A 23,160-nucleotide genomic window follows, 5' to 3' on the forward strand; every position below is an offset into this window, starting at 1 on the left:
CGATCATTCGACGCAATGACTTGGCAGGGATAAAGTGCAAAGAACCGCCGTTGCAGCGCCACCCCACGGGCAGGCGCTGGTCGCGGCTTGGGGGGCTGGCGTCGTATCCGATCCCCGCCACCCCTCCACATCCCCTGCGTCTTGATGTACACGGAACCGAATTGCCGCATTTGCAAAAAGGCGTCGCAGCATGACCACTCCGAAACCCGTCATCCTTACCATCCTCGACGGATGGGGCCTGCGTGAAGAGCGGGCGAACAATGCGCCCGCGTTGGCCGATACGCCGACGATGGACCGGCTGATGGCGACCTGTCCTCATGCGCAGTTGATCACTCATGGGCCGGATGTGGGGCTGCCGACCGGGCAGATGGGGAACTCCGAGGTGGGGCATACGAACATCGGCGCGGGGCGTGTGGTGGCGATGGATCTGGGGCAGATCGACCTTGCCATCGAGGATGGGTCGTTCTTTGAAAACATAGAGATCCTGAAGTTCGCCGACACGGTCAAAGACGCCGGAGGGCGGGCGCATGTGATGGGCGTGGTGTCGGACGGGGGTGTTCACGGGCATATCGACCACCTCAAGGCGGCGGTGAAACTGCTGACCGGCAAGGGGCTTGAGGTGATCGTCCACGCCATCACCGACGGGCGCGATGTGGCGCCCGACTCGGCGCAGGGCTTTGTCGAGGATCTGGCCGATTGGCTGCCCGAAGGCGCCAGTATCGGCACGCTGATCGGGCGCTATTACGCCATGGACCGCGACAACCGGTGGGAACGGGTCGAGACCGCCTACGACGCCATGATCCGGGGGCAGGGGGGCAGCGCGCCCGATGCGGTGACGGCAGTCCGCCAGAGTTATGACAACGGCAAGCAGGACGAATTCATCCCCGCCACGGTGATCGATGGCTATTCCGGCGTGCAGAAGGGCGACGGTTTCTTTTGCCTCAACTTCCGCGCCGACCGCGCGCGGGAAATCCTCGCAGCCATCGGCGCGCCGGAATTTGACGGCTTCGAGCGCGATAAGATGCAGCTTAGCGCGATGCTGGGCATGGTCGAATATTCCGAGGCCCATAACGCCTATATGCAGACCGCCTATCCCAAGCGCGTGATCGTGAACACGCTGGGCGAGTGGGTGGCCAAGAAGGGCCTGCGCCAGTTCCGGCTGGCCGAGACCGAGAAATACCCGCATGTCACCTTCTTCCTGAACGGCGGGCAGGAAGAGCCGGAGGCGGGCGAGGACCGCTTTATGCCCAAGTCGCCCAAGGTGGCGACCTACGACATGCAGCCCGAGATGTCGTCGCAGGAGGTGACCGACCGTTTCGTCGCCGCGATCGAGGCCGGGTATGATCTGATCGTGACCAACTATGCCAACCCCGACATGGTCGGGCATACCGGCGATCTGGAGGCCGCGATCAAGGCCTGCGAGGCGGTGGATGCCGGGCTGGGCCGCGTGGTCGAGGCGCTGGAACAGGCGGGTGGCGCGATGATCGTGACCGCCGATCACGGCAATTGCGAAACCATGGTCGATCCGGTCACCGGAGGGCCGCATACGGCTCATACCACCAACCCGGTGCCGGTGATCCTGGTGGGCGGGCCGGAGGGCGCAAGGCTGCGCAACGGACGGCTGGCCGATCTGGCGCCGACGCTCTTGCAGTTGATGGGGCTGGACAAGCCCGAGGAAATGACCGGGACAAGCCTGATCGCATGAAGCGGCTGGCGCTGATCCTGGCACTTTTGGCGACGCCCGTGGCGGCCGATCCGGGCGCTGCGGCGCGAGCGGCCGCTCAGGCGCTCGAAGCGGCGTCTATCCAGCTGGATCAGGCCGACGGGGCGCGCAACCGGGTCCGCGCGCTGACCGAGACCGTGCGCGCCTACGAGGACGGGCTGGAGGCGATGCGCGAGGGGCTCCGGCAGGCGGCGATCCGCGAAACCGAGCTCAGCCGCAAGCTGGTGGCGCAGGAACAGGACATTGCCCAGCTTCTGGGCGTGCTGTCGGCGCTGGGGGGCGCTGCGGGGCCAGAGACGTTGCTGCACCCGGCGGGGCCGGTTGGCACCGCGCGCTCGGGCATGTTGCTGGCCGCCGTCACACCGGGGCTGTCCGAACAGGCCGCGCGGCTGCGCGCCGATCTCGAAGAGGTGACGGCCCTGCGCCAGCTTCAGCAAAACGCGGTGGACACGCTGCGCGAGGGGCTCGCCGGTGTGCAGGTGGCGCGCACGGCGCTCAGCCAGGCGGTGGCCGACCGCACCAGCCTGCCGCGCCGGTTCACCGAGGATCCGGTCAAGACCGCGGTGCTGATCGCGGCCACGGAAACGCTGGCGGGTTTCGCCAGCGGCCTCAGCGAAATCGCCGAGGGCGAAAGCGCCAGCAGCCTGCCCCCGATCGACGATCTGAAGGGCCGCCTGCCGCTGCCGGTGCGCGGCGAGATCCTGCGCCGCGCGGGCGAGGCGGACGCCGCCGGTGTCATCCGCCCCGGCATTCTGATCGCGACGCCGGAACAGGCGCTGGTCACCACACCGACCGCCGCCACGATCCGCTACAACGGGCCGCTTCTGGATTACGGCCTCGTCAGCATTCTGGAACCGCAGGCCGATCTGCTGATCGTTCTGGCGGGGCTCGACACGGTCTTCGGCAGCGCCGGGCAGGTGCTTCCGGCGGGCAGTCCGGTCGGGCTGATGGGCGGCGAGATGGCGGAAAACGCGGCGATCCTGTCACCTTCCGGTGATGGGGGTGGAACTCGGCGGCCTGAAACGCTCTATATAGAAATCAGACAGGGCGATGCGCCCGTGGATCCACTGACGTGGTTCGCAACCGACAAGGGATGAGAACGGTATGAAGAAATTCGTGATGGCCGCCATCGGCGGCACGCTGGCCGGGGTGATCGCGACCACGCAATTCGTCGGACCGCTGCTGGCGCAGGAAAGCGCCCGGCCCACAAGCGTCTACGAACAGCTGGATCTCTTCGGCGATATTTTCGAACGCATCCGCGCGCAATACGTTGAAGAGGTGGACGAAAGCGAACTGATCGAGGCGGCGATCAACGGGATGCTGACCTCGCTCGACCCGCATTCGAGCTATCTGTCGCCCGACGATGCCGCCCAGATGCGGGTGCAGACACGCGGCGAATTCGGCGGCCTCGGGATCGAGGTGACGCAGGAAGACGGATTTGTGAAGGTGGTCTCGCCCATCGACGGCACGCCGGCGATGGAGGCGGGCATCGAGGCGGGCGATTTTATTACCCACGTTGATGGCGAATCGGTGCTGGGCCTGACGCTGGACGAGGCGGTCGACCTTATGCGCGGACCCGTCGGGTCCGAGATCATCATCACCGTGGTGCGCGAAGGCGAGGACGAGCCCTTCGACGTGTCGATCATCCGCGACACGATCAAGCTGCAGGCGGTGCGCACCCGTATCCAGGGCGATACGGTCGTGCTGCGGGTGACCACGTTCAACGACCAGACGACGCCGGGCCTGATCGAAGGGCTGCAAAAAGAGGTCGAGGCGCTGGGCGGGATGGAGAACGTCAACGGCTTCGTTCTGGATCTGCGGAACAACCCGGGCGGGCTGCTGACCCAGGCGATCCGCGTCAGCGACGCCTTCCTGAATGCCGGAGAAATTGTGTCGACCCGCGGCCGCGATCCGGCGGATGGCGAACGCTTCAACGCGACCGAAGGCGATCTGGCCGAGGGCAAGCCCATCGTGGTGCTGATCAACGGCGGCTCCGCCTCGGCGTCGGAAATCGTCGCGGGGGCGCTGCAGGATCACCGCCGCGCTATCGTCGTGGGCACCAAGAGCTTTGGCAAAGGCTCGGTCCAGACGGTCATGCCGCTGCGGGGCGATGGCGCCATGCGGCTGACCACGGCGCGCTATTACACGCCGTCGGGGCGGTCAATCCAGGCGCTGGGCGTGAGCCCAGACATCGTCGTGGAACAGCCGCGCCGCCAGCCTGAGGAGGGCGAGGAAGAAGAGAGCAACGTCTTCAGCCGCTCCGAGGCGGACCTGCGCGGATCGCTCGACAACGATTCGCTGACCGAGGACGAGATCCGCCAGATCGAAGAGGACCGCGCCAAGGCCGAAGCGGCGGCTGCCCTTCGTGAAGAGGATTACCAGCTGGCCTACGCCATCGACATCCTCAAAGGCCTCAGCGCGCTTGGTCCCAACGCAGACTGACCGTGCAACGGACCGGAAAACGTCACGTTTTCCGGTCCGAAATTTTTCTTAAAATTTCGGTGCCCTGTGACCCCTGAAGAGATCGAGAAACTTCCGTATCGTCCCTGTGTCGGCGTGATGCTCGTCAACGGCGACGGTCACGTCTTCGTTGGCCAGCGGATCGACAGCCAGGTCGAGGCCTGGCAGATGCCGCAGGGGGGAATCGATCCCGGGGAATCCCCGCGCGAGGCGGCCTTGCGCGAGTTGGGCGAGGAAACCGGCGTCTCGCCCGATCTTGTCCGGATCGAAGCGGAAACCGAGGGCTGGGTGCCCTACGATCTGCCGCACGATCTGGTGCCCCAGCTCTGGAAAGGCCGGTTTCGCGGGCAAGAACAAAAATGGGTTCTGATGCGGTTCCTCGGGCAAGACGCGCATGTCGACATCGCCACCGCGCATCCGGAGTTTTCCAAGTGGCGCTGGCTGCATCCCGACGATCTGGTCGACAACATCATCCCCTTCAAACGTCACGTCTATGAGGCCGTTCTGGCAGAGTTCCGCGCCCGATTGTAGGGGCGACGCCGGAACGCCGGCCTGGCTGCGCCAAACCTGTGCGGCGCAATCCTAGGGTTTCGACCGACGCTGCCGCGTGACCTTGCGCTTGACCTTCGCCTCTTTCTTGCGCGCCTTGGCGACCTTTCGGCGCGGGCCGCCCTTGCCGTGCCCGCGCCCTGGCCCGCGTGACGGGCGACCGCGGCCTTTTGGCATTTCGGCCTCGTCCAATTCCAGCAGCTCGAAGGCGATGCCGCCGGTCAACGGCGCGGCCTCGGTCAGCTTGACCCGGGCGCGTTGGCCCAGAGCGATGATCCGGCCGGTATCGGCGCCCATCAGCGTGCCCGCATCGCGGTCGAAATGGAAATATTCGTTGCCCAGTGACCGGATCGGCACGAGCCCGTCGGCGCCGGTCTCATCGAGTTTCACGAAGACGCCGAATTTGGCGATTCCACTGATGCGCCCGGTGAATTCCGCGCCGACCCGATCCGACAGATAGGCGGCGAGATAGCGGTCGGTTGTGTCGCGCTCGGCCATCATCGAGCGGCGCTCGGTGTCGCTGATGTGCTGCGCGGTCTGGTCCAGCCGCTCGATCCCCTCGGGTGACAGGCCGTCGTCGCCCCAGCCGTGCGCCGTGATCAGCGCCCGGTGCACGACGAGGTCCGAATAACGCCGGATCGGCGAGGTGAAATGCGCGTAGTTCTGCAGCGCCAGGCCGAAGTGGCCAAAGTTCTTGGGGCTGTAATAGGCCTGCGTCATCGACCGCAGCGTGGCAAGGTTGATCAGCTCAGACTCTTCCCGTCCCGCCGCGTCGTGCAAGAGCTTGTTCAGATGCCCGGTCTTCAGCACCTGCCCCTTGGCCAGCGTCAGCCCGGCGGCCTCGGCCGTATCGCGCAGCGACTCGAGCTTGTCGGGCGGCGGTTCTTCGTGCACGCGAAAAAGCAGCGGCGTCTTCTTGGCGACAAGGGTCTCGGCCGCGGCGACATTGGCGAGGATCATGAATTCCTCGATCAGACGGTGCGCATCCAGCCGGTCGGCGAAGTTGACCGAGGTCACGTTGCCGTCGTCGTCCAGAACGATCTTGCGCTCGGGCAGGTCCAGATCGAGCGGCTGCCGCCGCGCGCGGGCAGCCTTGAGCGCGCCGTAGGCGGCGTAGAGCGGCTTGATCACCGGCTCCAGCAGCGGTCCGGTCTTGTCGTTGGGCTGGCCGTCCATCGCGGCCTGCACCTCCTGGTAGTTCAGCGACGCAGGCGAGCGCATCAGCCCGCGCACGAATTTGTGCCGCAGCTTGTTGCCCTCGGCGTCGATCACCATGCGCACGGCGATGCAGGCGCGCGGGACGCCTTCGTGCAGCGAACAGAGGTCGCCCGACAGCCGGTCGGGCAGCATCGGCACGACACGGTCGGGGAAATAGCTGGAATTGCCGCGTTTGCGCGCCTCGGTATCCAGCCGCGAGCCGGCGCGAACGTAATGCGCGACATCGGCGATGGCGACCCAGATCACATGCCCGCCCGTGTTCTTGGGGTCATCGTCGGGCTGGGCGAAGCACGCGTCGTCGTGGTCGCGCGCATCCCAGGGGTCGATGGTGATAAGCGGCATGTCGCGCAGGTCGTCGCGGCCCGAAAGGCCGGCAGGCTTCATCGCGTCGGCCTCGGCCAGAACTTCGGGCGGGAAATCGTCGGGGATGCCGTGCTGGTGGATGGCGATCAGCGACACCGCGCGGGGTTCCGAGGGGTCGCCAAGGCGCAAGGTGACGCGGGCGCGGGGCAGGCCCATGCGGGCCTTGGGACCGGCCTGCTCGCCCTCGACCAACTCGCCGTCCTTCGCGCCGCCGGTGGCGTCGACGGCGACGCTCCATTCCTTGTCGGCCCCTTTGTCGATGGGCAGGATCCGGCCCCCTTCGGCGCCTTTGCGGAAGATGCCGACGATCCGGCGCGGCGCGGCGCCGATGCGGCGGATCAGGCGGGCTTCGTAATTGTGGTCTTCCTCGTGCACGACGGTCAGCCGGGCGAGGATGCGGTCGCCTTCGCCAAGGGCCGGATCCGAGGCGCGGGGGATCAACAGAACGGTCGGTTCCACCCCTTCGCCGTGCCATTCCAGAGGCTGCGCGAACAGATCGCCATGGGCATCGGGCGCCTTGACCTGCAACACGCTGACCGGCGGCAGGCGGTCGGGGTCGCGGTAGGTCTTCTTGCGCTTTTCCAGATGGCCCTCGTGTTCGAGCTCCTTGAGCAGGCGCTTGAGGTCGATCCGGGCCGCGCCCTTGATGCCGAACGCCTTGGCGATGTCGCGCTTGGCGGTCATAGTCGGGTTGGCGGCGATCCAGTCGAGGATGTCGGTTTTGGTGGGCAGAGTGCTCATGCGCCCGGCGTATCACGCACTGCTCAGGCCGTCATCAGCGAAGACGCCCAATCGGGCGGATGAGCGGCCGCTCGTCAAGCCCTTGCGGCCTTTCCTCGCGTCAGGTCGGCCAGCGTGTCGACGTCGTCGAGCCTGTCTGTCAGCGCGACGGGCAGACCGCCAAGGCTGGCGATGCTGTCTGCCAGAGCGTGTTCGCTGGACCAGCGCACCTTGTCGAAAAGCGTGACCGGCGGCGGCGACACGCGTTTCAGCCCCGTCAGCCAATACCCGCCGTCCGGGGCAGGCCCGAAGACCGCGTCGTGATCGCCAAGCGCCCGAAAGGCGCGACGCACATGCGCGCGCGTGACCCCGGGGATGTCACCGCCGATGATGCAGACCGGGCCGCGCGGCAACGTCCGCATCAGCCGTGCCATCCGGTCGCCCAGGTCGCCGCGCCCTTGCGCCACGCGGGGCAGGTGCGCGGGCCAGACGCGGCTCTGCAGGCCTTCCCGATCCGGCGCGACCGCCAGCACCAGGTCCCAGCGCGGATCCTCTAACCGCCGCAACAATTGCCGCGTCTGGTGTCGGAACCACCACGCCGCCGAGGTCATGCCGATGTCGCGGCCAAGCCGGGTTTTCACCCGGCCGGGGCGCGGCTCCTTCAGCATGACGACCAACTGCCTACGCAAAGTAATCGCTTAGAATGCGGGTGTAGATCGCCTTGAGCTGGTGGATCTGCGCCACCTCGACCCGTTCGTCCACCGCGTGCATCGTCTTGCCGACCAACCCGAATTCCACCACCGGGCAGTGGTTCCGGACGAACCGCGCATCCGAGGTGCCCCCCGTGGTCGACAATTCCGGCGTCACGCCGGTTTCCGCCGCGACGGATCGCGACACCAGATCGGACAGCGGGCCCGGCGGGGTCAGAAACGCCTCGCCCGAGATCTTGACCGTCACCTCGGTCGTCGTGCCAAAGGCGGTGTCGGCCCTCTCGGCCTCTTCGCGCAGCCATTCCGTCAGCGAGGCGCCGCTGTGCAGGTCGTTGAAGCGGATGTTCAGCCCCGCGCTGGCCTCGGCGGGGATGACGTTGGTTGCCGGGTTGCCGGTGTCGATCGTGGTCAGCGCCAGCGTCGAGGCGTCGAAATGATCGGTGCCGATGTCGAGCTCGTTGCTGGCCAGCCGGTCCAGCATGTGCACCAGCGCGGTCAGCGGGTTGATCGCGCGATGCGGATAGGCGGAATGGCCTTGCTTGCCCGTGACCCGCACCCGCGCATTCATCGATCCGCGCCGGCCGATCTTGATCATGTCGCCCATCCGCTCGGGGCAGGTCGGCTCGCCCACCAGGCAGACGCTCATCGCCTCGCCGTTCTGCTCCATCCAGTCCAACAAAGCCACGGTGCCATCCGTCGCGTCGCCCTCTTCGTCGCCGGTGATCGCCAGGATCACGGCGCCGTCCGGCGGCGTGTCGCGGACAAAGTCCACCGCCGCGGCGACAAAGGCCGCGACGCCGGATTTCATGTCGGTCGATCCGCGCCCGTAGAGATAGCCGTCCTTCACCTCGGCGCCGAAGGGATCGACGCTCCAGTCCGCCGCGCGGCCTATGGGCACCACGTCGGTATGGCCGTTAAAGCCGAAGCTGCGCGAATGACCCTTGTCACCCCAGCGCGCAAAGAGGTTGGCGACGCCGCCCCGGTCGACCCGGGTGCAGGTGAACCCGGCAGTCTCGAGCAGGTCTTGCAGCAGGATCAGCGCGCCGCCCTCCTCGGGCGTGACAGAGGCGCAGCGCACCAGTTTCGCGGTCAGGTCGGCGGGGTCTGTGGCAGCAGTCATGGCGGCTCTCGTTTTGCGTGGTCATGGTCGGGGTACCGCGCGCCAGGCGGCTTGGCAAATGTGGCATATTTACCGCAATTCGGTCGCGCGCGACCGGCCACTCCGTACTTTTCTTTAACCGCTCAACGACCCCCGCGCTATGTCTCTGAAAAACAAGGGTCCGGCGGCAGGGCGTCGGCGCTTCTGCGCCTCCCGCCGCATTCGCCAAAGAGCGAAGCCCGGACCGAGCAGAGGCAGTGAATGGCAGTCGGGATCAAGACAGGTGCGCCGACAAGCGCGGTGGCAGCGGCCATCGGCAGGGCGGGCGTGGCATGAGCTGGATCGCGATCTCTGGACCCGAGCAGAGCTGGGTCTGCCCCAAGACCTTCGACAGCCCCGACACCCGCCGCGACCGTTTTCTGACCCGCGGGTCGATCCTGCTGGAAACCCGGCTGTCGCCCGAGGGCCGGCCGCAGACGCTCTTGTCCTACGACCGCCGCCATCCCTGGCCGGCCAGCCTGTCGTTGCAGGCCATTCCGGGCGGCAGCATCGTGCTTGTGATGAGCCAGGGCGAGGACGTTTTTCACACGCTGCTGGATTATCCGACCGATGCGCGCACCGACGTGATGCGGCTGACCTTCAGCTGGGACACCCGCGCGCGCTGGGGCCGCCTGACGCTGGAACGGCCCGAAAGCGACGCGCAAACTGTGCGGGACACGCCGCCTCCGCCGCCTCTGATGCTCGAGGATATCTACACCCTGACCCAGCGCCCGCAGCTGCGGCAGGTGGATGACGACGTGCTCTATTTCGCCGTCTCGACACGGATCGAGCCAGTGGGGCCGATGCCGTCGCTGACCGCCTCGGTCCCCATTGCCACGCCGCAGGGCTTTCGCGCGCTCGACCGGCTAAAGACCGGCGACACGGTGATCACCCGCGACAACGGCGTTGTGCCGGTGCTTCATACGGTGCACCGGGTGGTTCCCGCGCTGGGCGCGTTCCGGCCGGTGCGGCTGCGCGCGCCCTATTTCGGGCTGCGCCGCGACATCGTCGTGGCCCCGCACCAGCGGCTGGTGATCGGCGGGTCCGAGGTCGAATACATCTTCGGCCGCGAGGCGGTGCTTGTCCCGGCGGTAAGCCTGGTGAACGGGCTGGCGGCGATGCACGAGGACGGCCACCTGACAGTGCGCTACAGCCAGGTGCTCTTGCCCGGGCACGAGGCGCTGATGACCGCCGACGCCGGGATCGAGAGCCTTTATGTCGGGCGGCTGCGGCGCAACAAGGACAGGCTGGAGGCGTCGCTGCTGAGGGACTGCCCGCGCAACCTTCTGCCCGAACATCACCGCGCCGGTTATCAGGTGCTGCGCCCGTTCGAGGCGATCATCCTGGCCGAGGCGCGCGCCGCCTGACCGCGCCTATGCCTTGTCGAAGAACGGCGTGACCTGCGCCACGATCACCGCGTTTTCCGCCAGCGCCCTTTCCATCAGCTCGGCCTCTTCCGCGCCGATCTCGTGCCCTTGCGCTTGGCGCTCCTCAAGGGTGCCGTAGCCGGTGACATCCAGCGGCGCCATGTCTGCTTGCTTCAGGATCGCCACGGTTTCGCGCACCGCTTCGGCCTCGTCCACGCCGCTGGCAAAGCACATCAGCGCCGCACCGGTGGCGCCGTCGGGCAGCCCATCGCCGGTCTTGCGGCCGACCTCGACCAGCAGGGTATAGACGGCCTGCGGTTTCTTCGGTTTGCGCGGGGTGTCGCCCATGGGGTGGCCTTCCGATCTGTGTCCGGCGCTCTCCTGCCACGATTGCGCGCGCGCGTCGAGGGCTTGCCCCCGCCGCCGGCCCCGTCATACTGCGCCGCGAATGGGAGGACCCAAGATGAAATCCGTCAAAGACATGGTGGCAGCCGCCAATGCAATGGTCGATCACGCCCCGGCGGCCGAGATGCTGGCGCTGCACGGTCAGCCCGGCGTGACCTTCGTCGATCTGCGCGACCCGCGCGAGCTCGACCGCGAGGGCATGATCCCCGGGGCGTTCCATTGCCCTCGGGGCATGCTGGAATTCTGGATCGACCCCGCAAGCCCCTATGCCAAACCGCAGTTCCAAGAGGACGTGCGGTTTGTCTTCTACTGCGCGTCCGGCTGGCGGTCGGCGCTGTCGGCGCGCGTCGCGCAAAAGATGGGGCTGACCAATGTCAGCCACATCGACGACGGCTTTTCGGGGTGGAAGGCCGCCGGCGGCCCCGTCGGGGCCAAACCGGCGAAACGTTAGTCGCGCAGCAGCTCGTTGATGCCGGTCTTCGAGCGTGTCTGCGCATCCACGCGCTTGACAATCACTGCGCAGTAAAGATTGACGTTGTTCTTCGACGGCATCGAGCCGGCCACCACCACCGAATAGGGCGGCACCTCGCCCATGAAGATCTCGCCGGTTTCACGGTCGACGATCTTGGTCGACTGGCCGATGAAGACGCCCATGCCCAGCACCGAGCCTTCGCGCACGATGCAGCCCTCGACCACCTCGGAACGCGCGCCGATAAAGCAATTGTCCTCGATGATCGTGGGGCCCGCCTGCATGGGCTCCAGCACGCCGCCGATGCCCACGCCGCCCGACAGATGCACGTTCTTGCCGATCTGCGCGCAGCTGCCGACGGTGGCCCAGGTGTCGACCATGGTGCCGCTGTCGACATAGGCGCCAAGGTTGACGAAGGACGGCATCAGCACCACGCCCGGGGCGATATAGGCGGACTTGCGCACCACGCAGTTGGGCACGGCGCGGAAGCCCGCGGCCTTCCACTGGTCGTCGCCCCAGCCGAGGAACTTGCTGTCGACCTTGTCCCACCAGCCCGCGCCCTGCGGGCCGCCCGGCTGCAGTTCCATGTCCTTGATGCGGAAGCCCAGAAGCACCGCCTTCTTGGCCCACTGGTTCACATGCCAGTCGCCGTTCTCCTGCCGTTCGGCCACGCGCAGCTGGCCGCTGTCGAGCGCGTTCAGCGTGTCCTCGATGGCTTCGCGGGTTTCGCCGCCGGTCGACGGCGTGATGGTATCGCGCGCCTCCCAGGCGGCTTCGATGGCGGATTCGAGCTGGGCGTTGGACATGGGACCTCTTTCCATAAAAGCGGGTTCGCGTGCCCTATAGCCTGTGCGCCACAGCGAGGAAAGCCCGCAAGGGCTTGAGGAGCTGCGCTTCAGCCAAGTGGATCGGGGGCGATATTGCCGCCGCAGACCAGCACAGCGACCCGTTCGTCCGGTTCCGGCACATAGGCGCCGCTCGTCAGCGCCGCCAGCGCGCAGGCCCCTGCCGGTTCGACCAGGATGCGGTGGCTCTGCCAGAGCGCCCTTTGCGCCGCCGTGATGGCCTGGTCCGGCACCACCACCGAGGCCCCCAGCCAGTCCTGCGCCAGCTCAAAGCAGATCCTCCCGATCCGGCGCGCCCCCAGCGCGTTCGCGGCCACGCCCGACACCTCGACATCCACCGGCGCGCCCTGCGCCAGCGCGGTATGCAGCGCCTGGCTCGTCTCGGGTTCCACGGCGACCACCTTGCGCCGGCCTTGCAGCCAGGCCATCGCCCCGGCGATCAGCCCGCCGCCGCCCACGGCGATCAGCACCGTGTCGGCGTCCAGCCCCTGCGCCTCCCATTCGCGCAGGCAGGTGCCCTGTCCGGCCACCGTGGCTGGGGCGTCATAGGCGTGCACCTGCATCGCGCCGGTGCGCGCCTCGTACTCCTGCGCGGCCTCCAGCGCATTGGCGTATTGGCCGGGCACCACGGTCAACCCCGCGCCGGTGCGCTCGATCAGTGCGATCTTGGCTGGGCCTGCCATCTCGGGCACGAAAATCTGCGCCTTGTGCCCGGTTCGCATCGCCGCATAGGCCACCGCCGCGCCGTGATTGCCGCCGCTGGCCGCCACGACCCCGCCCGCCGGCACGGGCTGCGACAGCAGCGTGTTGAACGCGCCGCGCGCCTTGAAGCTGCCGGTGTGCTGCATCTGCTCGAGCTTCAGCGCCACCGGGCGATCCCAGAGCACCGCGCTGTGCATCACGGGCGTGCGCTGTGCGTGGTCCGCGATGCGCCCGGCGGCGGTGTCGATTTCGGCGATCCAGTCCATGTCATTCCCCGTCTGGCGCGTGTCGGCGCGACGCTATAGTCAGGACGGAACCAGTACAAGGACGCGCCAAATGAAAGACGACCGCCGCCGCCCGTTCCGCGACGCGCATCTTGACCGCGACACTGCGCAGCACGTACCGCAGACCCCTCAGACGCGGTCGCCGTCCTATCGGCTTGCCTTTGCCGACGACGATTTCCTCTGCCGGGATGAGCTGCGCCCGGTGCGGCTTCAGCTGGAATTGCTGAAATTCCAGATGCTGCTGGACGAGAACCAGATCGACAGCACCATCGTGCTCTTTGGCGGCGCGCGCATTCCCGAGCCGGTCAACAAAGACCAGGCCCGCACCAAAACCCTGTCCGAGCTGTCGCATTTCTATGAAGAGGCGCGGCGCTTTGCGGTGCTGATGACCGAACGCTCACGCGCCAGCGACAACCGCGACTTCGTCGTTGCCACCGGCGGTGGCCCCGGCGTGATGGAGGCGGGAAACCGCGGCGCGGCCGAGGCCGGAGGCGTGTCGATCGGGCTGAACATCGTGCTGCCGCACGAACAGGCGCCCAACGCCTATGTGACGCCCGACCTGGCCTTCAACTTCCACTATTTCGCGATCCGCAAGATGCATTTCCTGATGCGCGCGCGGGCGATCTGTGTGTTCCCCGGCGGGTTCGGCACGCTGGACGAGCTTTTCGAAGCGCTCACGCTGATCCAGACCGGGCGCATGGCGCCGGTGCCGTTCCTGCTTTTCGGCCGCAGCTTCTGGGAGGGGATCATCAACTGGGACGCCCTGGCCGAGGCCGGCACGATCAGCCCCGAGGACCTCGAGCTGTTTCAGTTCGTGGAAACCGCCGAGGAGGCCGCCAAGATCATCGACGCCTGGACCCCGGAACCGGCCCGGTCGGACATTCCCGGCCGCTGACGTCCCCGGGACGTCGGCGCTTGATCAGAACGACTGCGCTTCCTCGACGCGGTCGCTCTCTCCGCGCTCGACCCAGCGGTCGATCACGGCGCGCGCGGCGGCCTCGTCGAGCGCGTTCAGAGACCGGCGCAGATCCTTGAGCGCGGTCGCCATCTCGATCTCGGACAGATAGCTTTCCTGCGCGCGCAGGATCTTGTTGTGCGGCGTGGTCAGCATGTCGGGCGAGATCAGCAGCTCTTCGTGCAGCTTTTCGCCCTTGCGCAGACCGGTGATCTGGATCTCGATCTCGCCCTCGGGGTTGTTCTCGTCGCGGACGGTGTGACCGGCCCCTTCGATCATCTGTCGCGCCAGCTTGGCGATCGGCACCGGGTCGCCCATATCGAGCACGAAGACATCGCCGCCGCGCGCAAAGGACCCGGCCAGCAACACCAGACGCGCGGCCTCGGATATGGTCATGAAATAGCGCGTGACGTTGCGGTCGGTCAGCGTGACCGGCCCGCCCCGGGCGATCTGTTCCTCGAACAGCGGAATGACCGATCCGCTCGATCCCAGAACATTGCCGAATCGCACCATGGAAAAGCGGGTTCCGCTGGCGCGGGTCGCCATGTCCTGCACCAAGAGTTCCGCGAGGCGCTTGGATGCGCCCATCACGTTGGTGGGGCGCACGGCCTTGTCCGACGACACCAGAATGAACCGTTCGGCCCCGGCGTCACGCGCCGCATCGGCCATGACCTTGGTGCCGATCACGTTGTTGCGCAGCCCCGCGAGCACGTTGCATTCGACCAGCGGCAGATGCTTGTAGGCGGCGGCGTGCAGCACGACGTCGACGTCATAAAGCCGCAGCACTTCGCGCATCAGTTCGTCTTCGAGCACAGACCCCAGAACCGGCACGATGGTCAGGTCCTCGGACAGTTCACGCAGTTCCTTGTCGATATTGTAAAGCGCCAGTTCCGAATGATCGACCAGAACGATGCATTCGGGCTTGCAGGCGATCAGCTGGCGGCACAGCTCGGATCCGATCGAGCCACCAGCGCCGGTGATCAGGATGCGGCGGCCGGAATAGGCGTGGCTGACGCCGGGAAGTTCCGATTCGAGCCGGTTGCGGCCCAGCAGATCGTTCAGCGAAACCGGTGCCACACGCTTGCGCAGCTCGCGCTCGCCAACCAGCTCGGCGAAGGAGGGCAGGGCGTGCACCTCGCAACCGATCGCCCGCAGACGATGCGCGATTCGCGCCTGCTCGGGATGGCTGATCGAGGGCATGGCCAGCACCACGCGGTCGATGCCCTTGCTGACGATCAGGTCCTGGACCTTGGACGGGGCGTGGACCGGCAGGCCCGACACCATCTGGCTTTGCAGCGTCGGATTGTCGTCGACGAAGGCGACGGGCTTGATGGCATTGTCGGTGCGCAGCGCGGCGACAAGCTGCTGGCCGGTCTGGCCCGCGCCATAGATCAGCACCCGCATTCTGGCCTGCCCGCGTCGGTAGACCTGCAGCACGACCTGCCGCAGGGCGATCCGCCAGCTGGCGCCGATCACGAGATAGAACAGCGTGAAGATAAAGAAGACCTCGTACGGCAGGGCAGGGGCCAGCAGGCCGTTCAGGGCGGCGCCGCCCAGCCCCACTGCGACGGCGAAGGCCGCCGTCCGGACGATCCCGCGCATTTCGTAGGCATTCAGGCGGATGCGCGGCAGACCAAGGTAGATAGAGACCGGCACACCCAGAAGGATCATGGCCGCCATGAGCGGCATCAGTCCGGTCAGAGTTTCGGCATTCGCATCGACGGTCGCGTTCAAAAGCAGAGCCGCTGCCATGGCGACCCAAACCATCGCCGCATCGGTCGTCAGGAAAAGCCATTTTTTCTGTGCGCGCGAAAGCGACGTCACAATCTTGTAAAACATAAAACGGTGTCCCCCGCCGTTACCTTCGGTCGTCTCTTAGCCGCCACCATTTTTCGTTATACGACGCCAGTTTGGCCAGAACGGCGTCCGTCCACACGGGACATGGTGTGCGGTTCGACTAATATCCGCACTTTTCTATGCGATTGCCTAAGGTTTAGACAAGTGCCGAAATGCTGCGCCTGCATTGATCGGCGATAATCCACTCACAATCAACGGTTTGATGTTGCGCGCTTGCGAAACAAAGTTGCGCGTTTGGGGTGCGTTGCGTTTGATTCGAGGCTTTCTGGGCGCAAAGCACGGCCCCGGGAGCGGTAGGGTGCGCTGAATTGTCGTGATTCGCGCTGTTTTTGCGGCAGTTGCGTGCCAAAGACGGCTTTTCTGCCACCTTTTGCTGCGTTATGCACCGCGCCGAGCGCCCACTTGCATGTCGCAGGCTTCGGGCGCCGCCAAAAGGAGAGCCGAGTTATGGGCTATAAGGTCGTCGTCGCCGGCGCCACGGGCAATGTGGGCCGCGAAATGCTGAACATCCTCGCCGAACGGGAGTTCCCGGTCGATGAAATCGCTGTGCTGGCCTCGCGCCGGTCGCTTGGCACCGAGGTAAGCTTTGGTGACAAGACCCTGACCACCCAGGACATCGACGCCTTCGACTTTACCGGCTGGGATATAGCGCTCTTTGCCATCGGGTCGGACGCGACCAAGAAATACGCCCCCATCGCCGCCAAGGCGGGCTGCGTGGTGATCGACAACTCGTCGCACTATCGCTACGACCCGGACGTGCCGCTGGTGGTGCCCGAGGTCAATGCCGACGCGGTTCTGGGCTATACCAAGAAAAACATCATCGCCAATCCGAACTGCTCGACCGCCCAGATGGTCGTGGCGCTGAAGCCGCTGCACGACCGCGCGCGGATCAAGCGCGTGGTGGTGTCGACCTATCAATCCGTGTCCGGCGCCGGCAAGGAAGGCATCGACGAACTCTGGGATCAGACCAAGTCGATCTACAACCCGACCGACGACAAGCCCGCGAAGAAGTTCACCAAGCAGATCGCGTTCAACGTGATCCCGCATATCGACGTCTTCATGGAGGACGGCTCCACCAAGGAAGAGTGGAAGATGGTCGCGGAAACCAAGAAGATCCTGGACCGGTCGATCAAGCTGACCGCCACCTGTGTGCGCGTGCCGGTGTTCGTCGGCCATTCCGAGGCGATCAACATCGAATTCGAGGAATTCCTCGACGAAGACGAGGCCCGCGACATCCTGCGCGAGGCGCCGGGGATCCTCGTTGTCGACAAGCGCGAGGACGGCGGCTATGTCACGCCGGTGGAATGCGTCGGCGATTTCGCCACCTTCATCAGCCGCATCCGCCAGGATTCGACGATCGAGAACGGTCTGAACATCTGGTGCGTTTCAGACAATCTGCGCAAGGGCGCTGCGCTCAATGCGGTTCAGATCGCCGAGGTTCTGGGCCAAAAGGCCCTGAAAAAGGGCTGATACGGCGTCAAGACCGGCGCGCCGCGCCGGTCTTGACGGGTAATGGGCCGAACGGTTCACGCTCGATCACGTCGAAATCCTCGTCGGGATCGGGTGGGGCGCCGAGAACCCGGTTGGCCAGCCAGCGATGAGCATGACCGGGAAACGGCGTGCCGAAGCGGCGCATCAGCGTGCCGTAGCTTTGGCCCAGTTCCGACCCTTTGCACAGGCGCAAGCCCTGCGGATGGGAATGCAAGGCCAATCCGCCACCTGCCTCGCGCAGCGCGTAGCCTTTGGCGGCAAGGCGCGATTGAAGCTCGTTCCAGGACCGTGCCTCGGCGAAGTCCGATGCGAGGAGGACCCGCAAGGGGCCGAGGAGCTGCTCATCCGCCCGATTGGGCGTCTTCGCATTCCGGTTGGCGCGCATGATTTCAGCTGACAAGGCTTGGCGCAGCACTCTGCCAAGGCTCTCGTCCCTGTCGCGCGCAAGCCGCTCCGCGGCCTCGAGCAAGGCGCGTGGCAGACGCAGGGAAACGGTGATCTCATCCATGCGCCAAGATTGCCCACATCACGGTTAATGGTGTCTTACCGGCAACACCCATAGATCGGGTCCGATCCGGCCCTGATTTTGCCGCATTGTTTCGCAAATCTGAACAATACACGTTCTCATAGGTGAAACCATGCCGTCCCTGACACACAGCAAGGTCCCCTGGACCGTCACCCCCCCTGCCAACGATCCGCTTCCCGCGCCGCCCGATTGCGAGACGGCCGCGCTCTTGCGTGCCTTCCTGACCCCGATCCTCGAGCGGGCGTCCAGCTGGGACGACCTGACACGAGGTCTGGCTGGTAAAGGCTACGGAATCGCGTTCCGCGCCGGCCATCTGGTTCTGCTCCGGCTCGACACCGGCGCGGCGGTCTGCACCGGGCAATTCCTGGGCGTCCCGCTGCGCAGCCTGTCGGCGCGTCTGGGCCGGCCCTGCGTCAAGGTGCATCGCGGCGGACGGTCGGGCAGTCTTGCCTAGAACCGCTCGGCGCGCAGCACCTCGCAATCGGTCACGCTGACCACGCCGATATGCTTGTCGACCACGGCAAAGGCCGCGTCCATCAGGCCTTCCAGCCGGTCGGGGCGGATGAGGCAGATCACCTGCACCATCCCGGTTCCGCGCCCGATCTGGCCTTCGCGGCTCCATTCGCCCGACCGGCCCGATCCGCCCAGAACGGGCAGAACCGACCATCCGGTCACGCCCGCCTCTTTCAGCGCCTCGGTCAGGCGGCGTTGCATCACGGCTTCGATGGTGATCACCACCCGTTTCGCCTTGTGCGTCTGCATCGGCTCAGCCTCCTGTCATCATGCGTGCCGCGGCCAGGTAGATCGGGATGCCCAGCGTCAGGTTGAACGGGAAGGTCACCGCCAGCGACAGCGTCAGGTATATCGACGGGTTCGCCTCGGGCAAGGCCACCCGCATCGCCGCCGGCACCGCGATATACGAGGCCGAGGCCGCCAGCACCATCAAGAGCAGCACGCCCCCTGTGCTCAGCCCCAGAACCATCCCCAGCGCCAGCCCCGCGCCCGCGCCCACCAGCGGCATCAGCACCGCGAAACCGATGGCGCCCCGGTCCAGCACGCTCGAGCCCTGCCGCAGGCCGCGTCCGGCGATAAGCCCCATGTCCAGCAGGAACAGGCACAGCACGCCCTGGAACGGGTTGACGATGAAGCTGGCGATCTTGTCCAGCCCGTCCTTGCCGGTGATCATGCCGATGGCAAAGGCCCCCAGCAGCAGCACGATGGACCCGTTCAGCAGGATCTCGTGCCAGAGTTCCGCAGTCATCCGCCCGCCGCCCGACCCCCGCGACACCAGCCAGAGCGCTGAGAGGATCGCAGGCGCTTCCATCGCGGCGGCCACGGCGACCATGTAGCCCTCGGCGGCGATTCCCGCGTCGCTCAGTACGCTGCTGGCGGCCACGAAGGTCACGATGGAAATCGAGCCGTAGTGCCCGGCCACCGCCGCCGCGTCGGTGCGGCTCATCCCGGATATCCCGCGCAGCAGCGCGAAGGCGATAAGTGGCAGTCCGAACGACAAAACCACCCCCGCCACCAGCGCGCCCAAAAGCCGTGGGTCGATGCCGTGATCGGCCACGCTGACCCCGCCCTTGAAGCCGATGGCGAAGAGCAGGTAAAGCGACATGCCTTTGGCCACGGCCTCCGGCACACTCAGATCCGATCGCGCCAGCGCCGCGAAGAGGCCAAGCACGAACGACAGCACGATGGGCGACAGCAGGTTGTTGATGGCCAGATCGAGCACGCGGAACCCTCCGGACGGTGCGGTGTCATATGGCTTATGCGAAGCTGCGCGCCATAACGCAATGCCGTGAATGCCGAAAGGCGGGCACCGCCGCGCCCAGCGCGTCCAGACCCTAGACCGGCACGAACGCCTCGGCCTTGGGATCGTACCATTCCAGCCCGCCCTCGCCGATCTCGGTCCAGAGCCCGTGCAGGGTCAGCTCGCCTTCGTCCACCGCCTGACGCACGAAGGGAAAGCTCATTAGGTTGGTCAGCGACACGACCACCGCCTGCTTTTCAAGCGCCTGTTGCTGGGTGTCCTCGGCGGCGTCCTTCACCCGGTCGTAGCCCGGGCGCAGGATGTCCATCCAGCGGCCCACGAACGAACTTTCTTCCTCCAGCTCCGGCGCGCGGCCCGAACACATGTCGAGACACCCCTGCACCCCGCCGCAGCGCGAGTGGCCCAGCACGATCACATGCGCCACCTTGAGCGCGGTCACCGCGTATTCCACCGCCGCCGACGTGCCATGGTGATCGCCGTCCGGCTCATAGGGCGGCACGAGGTTGGCGATGTTGCGGTGCACGAAGAATTCGCCCTGGTCCGCCCCGAAAATCGAGGTCACCTGAACCCGGCTGTCACAGCAGGCGATGACCATCGCGCGGGGGCGCTGCCCCTCGGTCGCCAGCCGCCGGTACCAGGCCCGGTTTTCCTTGTAGGTCGTGGCCTTCCAGCCGAAGTATCGCTGCACGAGATAAGTGGGCAGGGGGCGGATACGGTGCATTGGGTTGCTCCGGACTTGGAAACTCTGTTTCCCAACTACGCTGAATTCAATTGAATTTCGAGAGAAGAAACCGGCACGGCATAACCTTTTGGAAGGGGTGACGGCGGCAGGGTCCGCCCAAGCCGTGGGGGCGGAGATACAAGGGAAGACGTGGTGGAACAGGTGGCAATACTGGCGCCGGCCGAAAGGGCGGGCATCGATCGGGAACGCATCGAGGAACTCTATCGGCAACTCGGCCCGGCCGGGGCCGAGGATGTGGTGTGCCGCGCGATGGTGGACCTGGCCTTTCGGATGGGCCATATCGACACGCTGCATCGGAACGCCGACTGGGCCGAGATGCGCAAACAGACCCACACGACGGCCGCCGTGGCCGAACAGATCGGGATGACCGCCCTGGCGCGGGTGGCGGGCGACGTGGTGCGCTGCATCGACGACGGCGATTCGGTCGCCACCGCCGCGACTCTGGCCCGGCTGCTCCGGCTGGGCGAACGGTCACTGGTGGCGATCTGGGATTTGCAGGATTTGTCCTTGTAGGCCTCCGCGCCGGGCGGCGCGTCCGGGCTTTTGGCGTGGCCTTGAACTGTCCCCTTTCGGCGGCGCGGCGCGCGGGATAGGGTGCGCGCACAAGCGAGGGGATATTATCAAATGCCATTCAGTTTCGCGCCGTCCGGTTCAGAGGCCTGGCCGCTCTACGTACTGCAACCGGACGATGTCGCGCTCTGGGTGGCGCAGCAATCGGATGACGTGCGCCACTGGGTCGAGGCGAATGGCTTCAATGGCGCCATCGGCAGCGCGCTGATGCTGCCTGCCCCGGGCGGCCGGCCGCGCGGCGCCCTGATCGGCTACGGCACAGAGGCGCAACGCAAACGCGGCCGCTTTGCCCTGGCGGCGGCGGCGGCCAAGCTCGCGCCCGGCACCTACCGCATCGAAAGCGGCGTGCCGGACGACGCCATGGCCGAAGAGGCGCTGGGCTGGCTGCTGGCCGGTTACGGCTATTCGCGCTACCGCGACAACGCGCCCAAGGTGCCCGAACTGGTGGCCCCTTCCGGGATCGACGCGTCCCGCGTCGAAACGCTGGCCCGGGCCGAGGCGCTGACCCGCGATCTGGTCAACACCCCAGCCTCGGAAATGGGACCGTCCGAGCTTGAGACCGCCGCGCGCAACCTCGCCAAGCAATTCGGCGCGGATATTTCGGTGATCACCGGCGACGATCTCCTGAAAGCGAATTTCCCGATGATCCACGCGGTCGGTCGCGCCGCGGCGCAGGCCCCGCGCCTGATCGACATGCGCTGGGGCACGGCCGGCCCGCTGCTGACGCTCGTGGGCAAGGGCGTGTGCTTCGACACCGGCGGGCTGAACCTCAAGCCCGGCGCGTCGATGGGGCTGATGAAAAAGGACATGGGCGGCGCCGCGAACGTACTGGGGCTGGCCTACATGATCCTGGCGCTCGACCTGCCGCTGCGCCTGCGGGTGCTGATCCCGGCGGTCGAAAACGCGGTTTCGGGCAACAGCTTCCGCCCGCAGGACATCCTGACCTCGCGCAAGGGCCTGACGGTCGAGATCAACAACACCGACGCGGAAGGGCGGCTGGTGCTGGCCGATGCGCTGGCCCTGGCGGACGAGGAAATGCCCGACCTGCTGATCTCGATGGCGACGCTGACGGGCGCGGCGCGCGTGGCCCTGGGCCCGGATATCGCGCCGTTCTTCACCGACAGCGAGGTGCTGGCGATCGAGCTGGAACAGGCCGGCCGCCGCATGGCCGATCCGGTCTGGCGGCTGCCCTTCTGGGACGCCTACGAACCGAGGATCGAGCCGGGCATCGCCGATCTGGACAACGCGCCCTCGGGCGGCATGGCCGGCGCGATCACCGCAGCCCTCTTCCTGCGCCGCTTTGTCGAAGCGACGCCGCGTTACGCGCATTTCGACATCTACGCCTGGCAGCCGCAGGCCGCGCCCGCCCGGCCCAAAGGCGGGCTCGGACAGGGGCCGCGCGCGATCCTCGACGCGCTGCCAGCGGCGCTCAACCTGTGACGGACCGTCGCCTGACCCCGGCCAACGGCCGTGTTGCGGCGGCCCATCTGCGCGGACAGGTTCAGGCCGACCGTTTCGTCGAGGGCGCCGCCGCCCGCGTCGCGGTGCCGGTGGCCACTCTGCGCCGCGCCCCCGACGGCGCCCGCGACCGCGAGCTCTTGCTGGGTGCGGCGGTCACAACCTACGAGGACCGCGACGGCTGGGCCTTCGTTCAGGCAGCGGCCGATGGCTATGTCGGCTACTTGCACGCCTCGGAACTCAGCGCGTCGCAACCTCTGCCGACGCACCGGGTGACAGCCCGCGCCACCCACGCCTACGCTCTGCCGGACTTGAAATCCGAGGATCGCATGGCGCTGCCGATGGGCGCACAGCTCCGCGTCCGCGCACAAAACGACCGGTTCGCCGACACCGACCTCGGCCACATCCCCGCGTCGCACCTGTCGCCCCTCGATACGCCTGCCGCCGATCCGGTCGCCGTGGCCGAACGGCTGATCGGCACGCCCTATCTCTGGGGGGGCAATTCCTGCTGGGGCATCGACTGCTCCGGCCTCGTTCAGATCGCGTTCCACCTGTGCAACCGCGCCTGCCCGGGTGACAGCGACCTGCAAGAGGCGGCTCTGGGCGAAACCCTGCCCGCAGGCACCCCCCCCCTCCGCGGCGACCTGATGTTCTGGAAAGGCCACGTCGCCTGGGTCTCCGGCCCCGACACCCTCCTGCACGCCAACGCCCACCACATGTCGGTGACTTTCGAACCCCTGGCCGACGCCATCGCCCGCATCGCCGCACAAGGCGACGGCCCGGTCACCCGCCATGCCCGCTTGACCTGAGCGCCACATCCCTGTTTTCACTGAT

The 23,160-nt window shown here is 66.7% G+C and carries 23 protein-coding genes; 12 read left to right on the forward strand and 11 right to left on the reverse strand.

Translation table 11 applies throughout. From position 1 onward, the window contains the following. Positions 1 to 190 precede the first annotated feature (190 nt). The 4 genes from gpmI to RXV88_RS02265 all read left to right on the forward strand — a co-directional run bounded on the left by gpmI (position 191) and on the right by RXV88_RS02265 (position 4,714). Positions 191 to 1,705, forward strand: coding sequence for a 2,3-bisphosphoglycerate-independent phosphoglycerate mutase (gene gpmI, locus RXV88_RS02250; RefSeq protein ID WP_316290323.1), 1,515 nt, complete (start codon positions 191 to 193; stop codon positions 1,703 to 1,705). Continuing rightward, positions 1,702 to 2,820 (forward strand): peptidase M23, encoded by a 1,119-nt coding sequence (locus RXV88_RS02255; protein WP_316290325.1) that lies wholly within the window; start codon positions 1,702 to 1,704, stop codon positions 2,818 to 2,820. The genes gpmI and RXV88_RS02255 overlap by 4 nt, the downstream gene beginning before the upstream one ends. Positions 2,821 to 2,827: 7 nt before the next feature. Beyond that, the gene (locus RXV88_RS02260; protein WP_316290327.1) at positions 2,828 to 4,165 is read left to right on the forward strand and encodes a S41 family peptidase; all 1,338 of its coding nucleotides are present in this window, start codon (positions 2,828 to 2,830) and stop codon (positions 4,163 to 4,165) included. A gap of 66 nt (positions 4,166 to 4,231) precedes the next feature. Then, the gene (locus RXV88_RS02265; protein WP_316290329.1) at positions 4,232 to 4,714 is read left to right on the forward strand and encodes an RNA pyrophosphohydrolase; all 483 of its coding nucleotides are present in this window, start codon (positions 4,232 to 4,234) and stop codon (positions 4,712 to 4,714) included. 51 nt (positions 4,715 to 4,765) lie between these two features. Here RXV88_RS02265 and rnr read toward each other — a convergent pair whose 3' ends face one another. From rnr to dapE, 3 genes are all read right to left on the reverse strand, one after another. Continuing rightward, positions 4,766 to 7,054, reverse strand: coding sequence for a ribonuclease R (gene rnr, locus RXV88_RS02270; RefSeq protein WP_316290331.1), 2,289 nt, complete (start codon positions 7,052 to 7,054; stop codon positions 4,766 to 4,768). Positions 7,055 to 7,128: 74 nt separating this feature from the next. After that, positions 7,129 to 7,722 carry a TIGR04282 family arsenosugar biosynthesis glycosyltransferase gene (locus tag RXV88_RS02275; RefSeq protein WP_316290332.1) on the reverse strand — a complete coding sequence of 198 codons (594 nt, stop codon included), beginning with the start codon at positions 7,720 to 7,722 and terminating at the stop codon, positions 7,129 to 7,131. Beyond that, a complete protein-coding gene (gene dapE / locus RXV88_RS02280) occupies positions 7,715 to 8,863 on the reverse strand; it encodes a succinyl-diaminopimelate desuccinylase (RefSeq protein WP_316290333.1) in 1,149 nt (382 codons plus the stop codon). Before dapE ends, RXV88_RS02275 begins: the two co-directional genes overlap by 8 nt. A gap of 311 nt (positions 8,864 to 9,174) precedes the next feature. Here dapE and RXV88_RS02285 point away from each other — a divergent pair, with 311 nt between their 5' ends. After that, the gene (locus RXV88_RS02285) at positions 9,175 to 10,248 is read left to right on the forward strand and encodes a Hint domain-containing protein (protein WP_316290335.1); all 1,074 of its coding nucleotides are present in this window, start codon (positions 9,175 to 9,177) and stop codon (positions 10,246 to 10,248) included. A gap of 6 nt (positions 10,249 to 10,254) precedes the next feature. Here RXV88_RS02285 and RXV88_RS02290 read toward each other — a convergent pair whose 3' ends face one another. Beyond that, complete coding sequence (locus RXV88_RS02290; protein WP_316290337.1) at positions 10,255 to 10,596, reverse strand: hypothetical protein; 342 nt, start codon at positions 10,594 to 10,596, stop codon at positions 10,255 to 10,257. 115 nt (positions 10,597 to 10,711) lie between these two features. On the opposite strand from RXV88_RS02290, the gene RXV88_RS02295 reads away from it, so the two are divergent. Further along, positions 10,712 to 11,104 carry a rhodanese-like domain-containing protein gene (locus tag RXV88_RS02295; protein WP_316290339.1) on the forward strand — a complete coding sequence of 131 codons (393 nt, stop codon included), beginning with the start codon at positions 10,712 to 10,714 and terminating at the stop codon, positions 11,102 to 11,104. Here the strand turns inward: RXV88_RS02295 and dapD are convergent. Next, complete coding sequence (gene dapD, locus RXV88_RS02300; protein ID WP_316290341.1) at positions 11,101 to 11,928, reverse strand: 2,3,4,5-tetrahydropyridine-2,6-dicarboxylate N-succinyltransferase; 828 nt, start codon at positions 11,926 to 11,928, stop codon at positions 11,101 to 11,103. The two genes, RXV88_RS02295 and dapD, sit on opposite strands and share 4 nt — an antisense overlap. Positions 11,929 to 12,017: 89 nt before the next feature. Beyond that, entirely contained in the window at positions 12,018 to 12,935 is a 918-nt protein-coding gene (locus RXV88_RS02305; RefSeq protein WP_316290343.1) for a threonine/serine dehydratase, read from the reverse strand. A gap of 70 nt (positions 12,936 to 13,005) precedes the next feature. Between RXV88_RS02305 and RXV88_RS02310 the strand changes: the two genes are divergently transcribed. Next, positions 13,006 to 13,848, forward strand: a complete 843-nt coding sequence (locus RXV88_RS02310; protein ID WP_316290345.1) for a TIGR00730 family Rossman fold protein — start codon at positions 13,006 to 13,008, stop codon at positions 13,846 to 13,848. Between the two features lie 24 nt (positions 13,849 to 13,872). Here the strand turns inward: RXV88_RS02310 and RXV88_RS02315 are convergent, their stop codons facing one another. Then, positions 13,873 to 15,747: a nucleoside-diphosphate sugar epimerase/dehydratase gene (locus RXV88_RS02315; protein ID WP_316290347.1), complete on the reverse strand. Its 1,875-nt coding sequence runs from the start codon at positions 15,745 to 15,747 to the stop codon at positions 13,873 to 13,875. 465 nt (positions 15,748 to 16,212) lie between these two features. On the opposite strand from RXV88_RS02315, the gene RXV88_RS02320 reads away from it, so the two are divergent. Further along, the gene (locus RXV88_RS02320; RefSeq protein WP_316290349.1) at positions 16,213 to 17,235 is read left to right on the forward strand and encodes an aspartate-semialdehyde dehydrogenase; all 1,023 of its coding nucleotides are present in this window, start codon (positions 16,213 to 16,215) and stop codon (positions 17,233 to 17,235) included. A 7-nt stretch (positions 17,236 to 17,242) separates the two neighbouring features. Here RXV88_RS02320 and RXV88_RS02325 read toward each other — a convergent pair whose 3' ends face one another. Beyond that, complete coding sequence (locus tag RXV88_RS02325) at positions 17,243 to 17,764, reverse strand: hypothetical protein (RefSeq protein ID WP_316290350.1); 522 nt, start codon at positions 17,762 to 17,764, stop codon at positions 17,243 to 17,245. Positions 17,765 to 17,894: 130 nt separating this feature from the next. Here RXV88_RS02325 and RXV88_RS02330 point away from each other — a divergent pair, with 130 nt between their 5' ends. Beyond that, entirely contained in the window at positions 17,895 to 18,236 is a 342-nt protein-coding gene (locus RXV88_RS02330; RefSeq protein ID WP_316290352.1) for a hypothetical protein, read from the forward strand. Here RXV88_RS02330 and RXV88_RS02335 read toward each other — a convergent pair. From RXV88_RS02335 to RXV88_RS02345, 3 genes are all read right to left on the reverse strand, one after another. Next, on the reverse strand, positions 18,233 to 18,544 hold the full coding sequence (locus RXV88_RS02335) for a P-II family nitrogen regulator (RefSeq protein WP_316290354.1): 312 nt from the start codon (positions 18,542 to 18,544) through the stop codon (positions 18,233 to 18,235). The genes RXV88_RS02330 and RXV88_RS02335 overlap by 4 nt on opposite strands. A gap of 4 nt (positions 18,545 to 18,548) precedes the next feature. Then, positions 18,549 to 19,517, reverse strand: coding sequence for a sodium-dependent bicarbonate transport family permease (locus RXV88_RS02340; protein WP_316290356.1), 969 nt, complete (start codon positions 19,515 to 19,517; stop codon positions 18,549 to 18,551). Between the two features lie 112 nt (positions 19,518 to 19,629). Continuing rightward, a complete protein-coding gene (locus RXV88_RS02345; protein ID WP_316290358.1) occupies positions 19,630 to 20,277 on the reverse strand; it encodes a carbonic anhydrase in 648 nt (215 codons plus the stop codon). Positions 20,278 to 20,430: 153 nt separating this feature from the next. Here RXV88_RS02345 and RXV88_RS02350 point away from each other — a divergent pair, with 153 nt between their 5' ends. The 3 genes from RXV88_RS02350 (at position 20,431) to RXV88_RS02360 (ending at position 23,135) form a co-directional block, all read left to right on the forward strand. Then, entirely contained in the window at positions 20,431 to 20,811 is a 381-nt protein-coding gene (locus RXV88_RS02350; RefSeq protein ID WP_316290361.1) for a hypothetical protein, read from the forward strand. Between the two features lie 111 nt (positions 20,812 to 20,922). Next, positions 20,923 to 22,308 carry a leucyl aminopeptidase family protein gene (locus RXV88_RS02355; protein ID WP_316290362.1) on the forward strand — a complete coding sequence of 462 codons (1,386 nt, stop codon included), beginning with the start codon at positions 20,923 to 20,925 and terminating at the stop codon, positions 22,306 to 22,308. Further along, entirely contained in the window at positions 22,305 to 23,135 is an 831-nt protein-coding gene (locus RXV88_RS02360) for a C40 family peptidase (RefSeq protein ID WP_316290364.1), read from the forward strand. Before RXV88_RS02355 ends, RXV88_RS02360 begins: the two co-directional genes overlap by 4 nt. Positions 23,136 to 23,160 lie beyond the last annotated feature (25 nt).

The sequence above is a fragment of the Aestuariicoccus sp. MJ-SS9 genome, from assembly GCF_032586235.1.
Lineage (GTDB): Bacteria > Pseudomonadota > Alphaproteobacteria > Rhodobacterales > Rhodobacteraceae > Aestuariicoccus.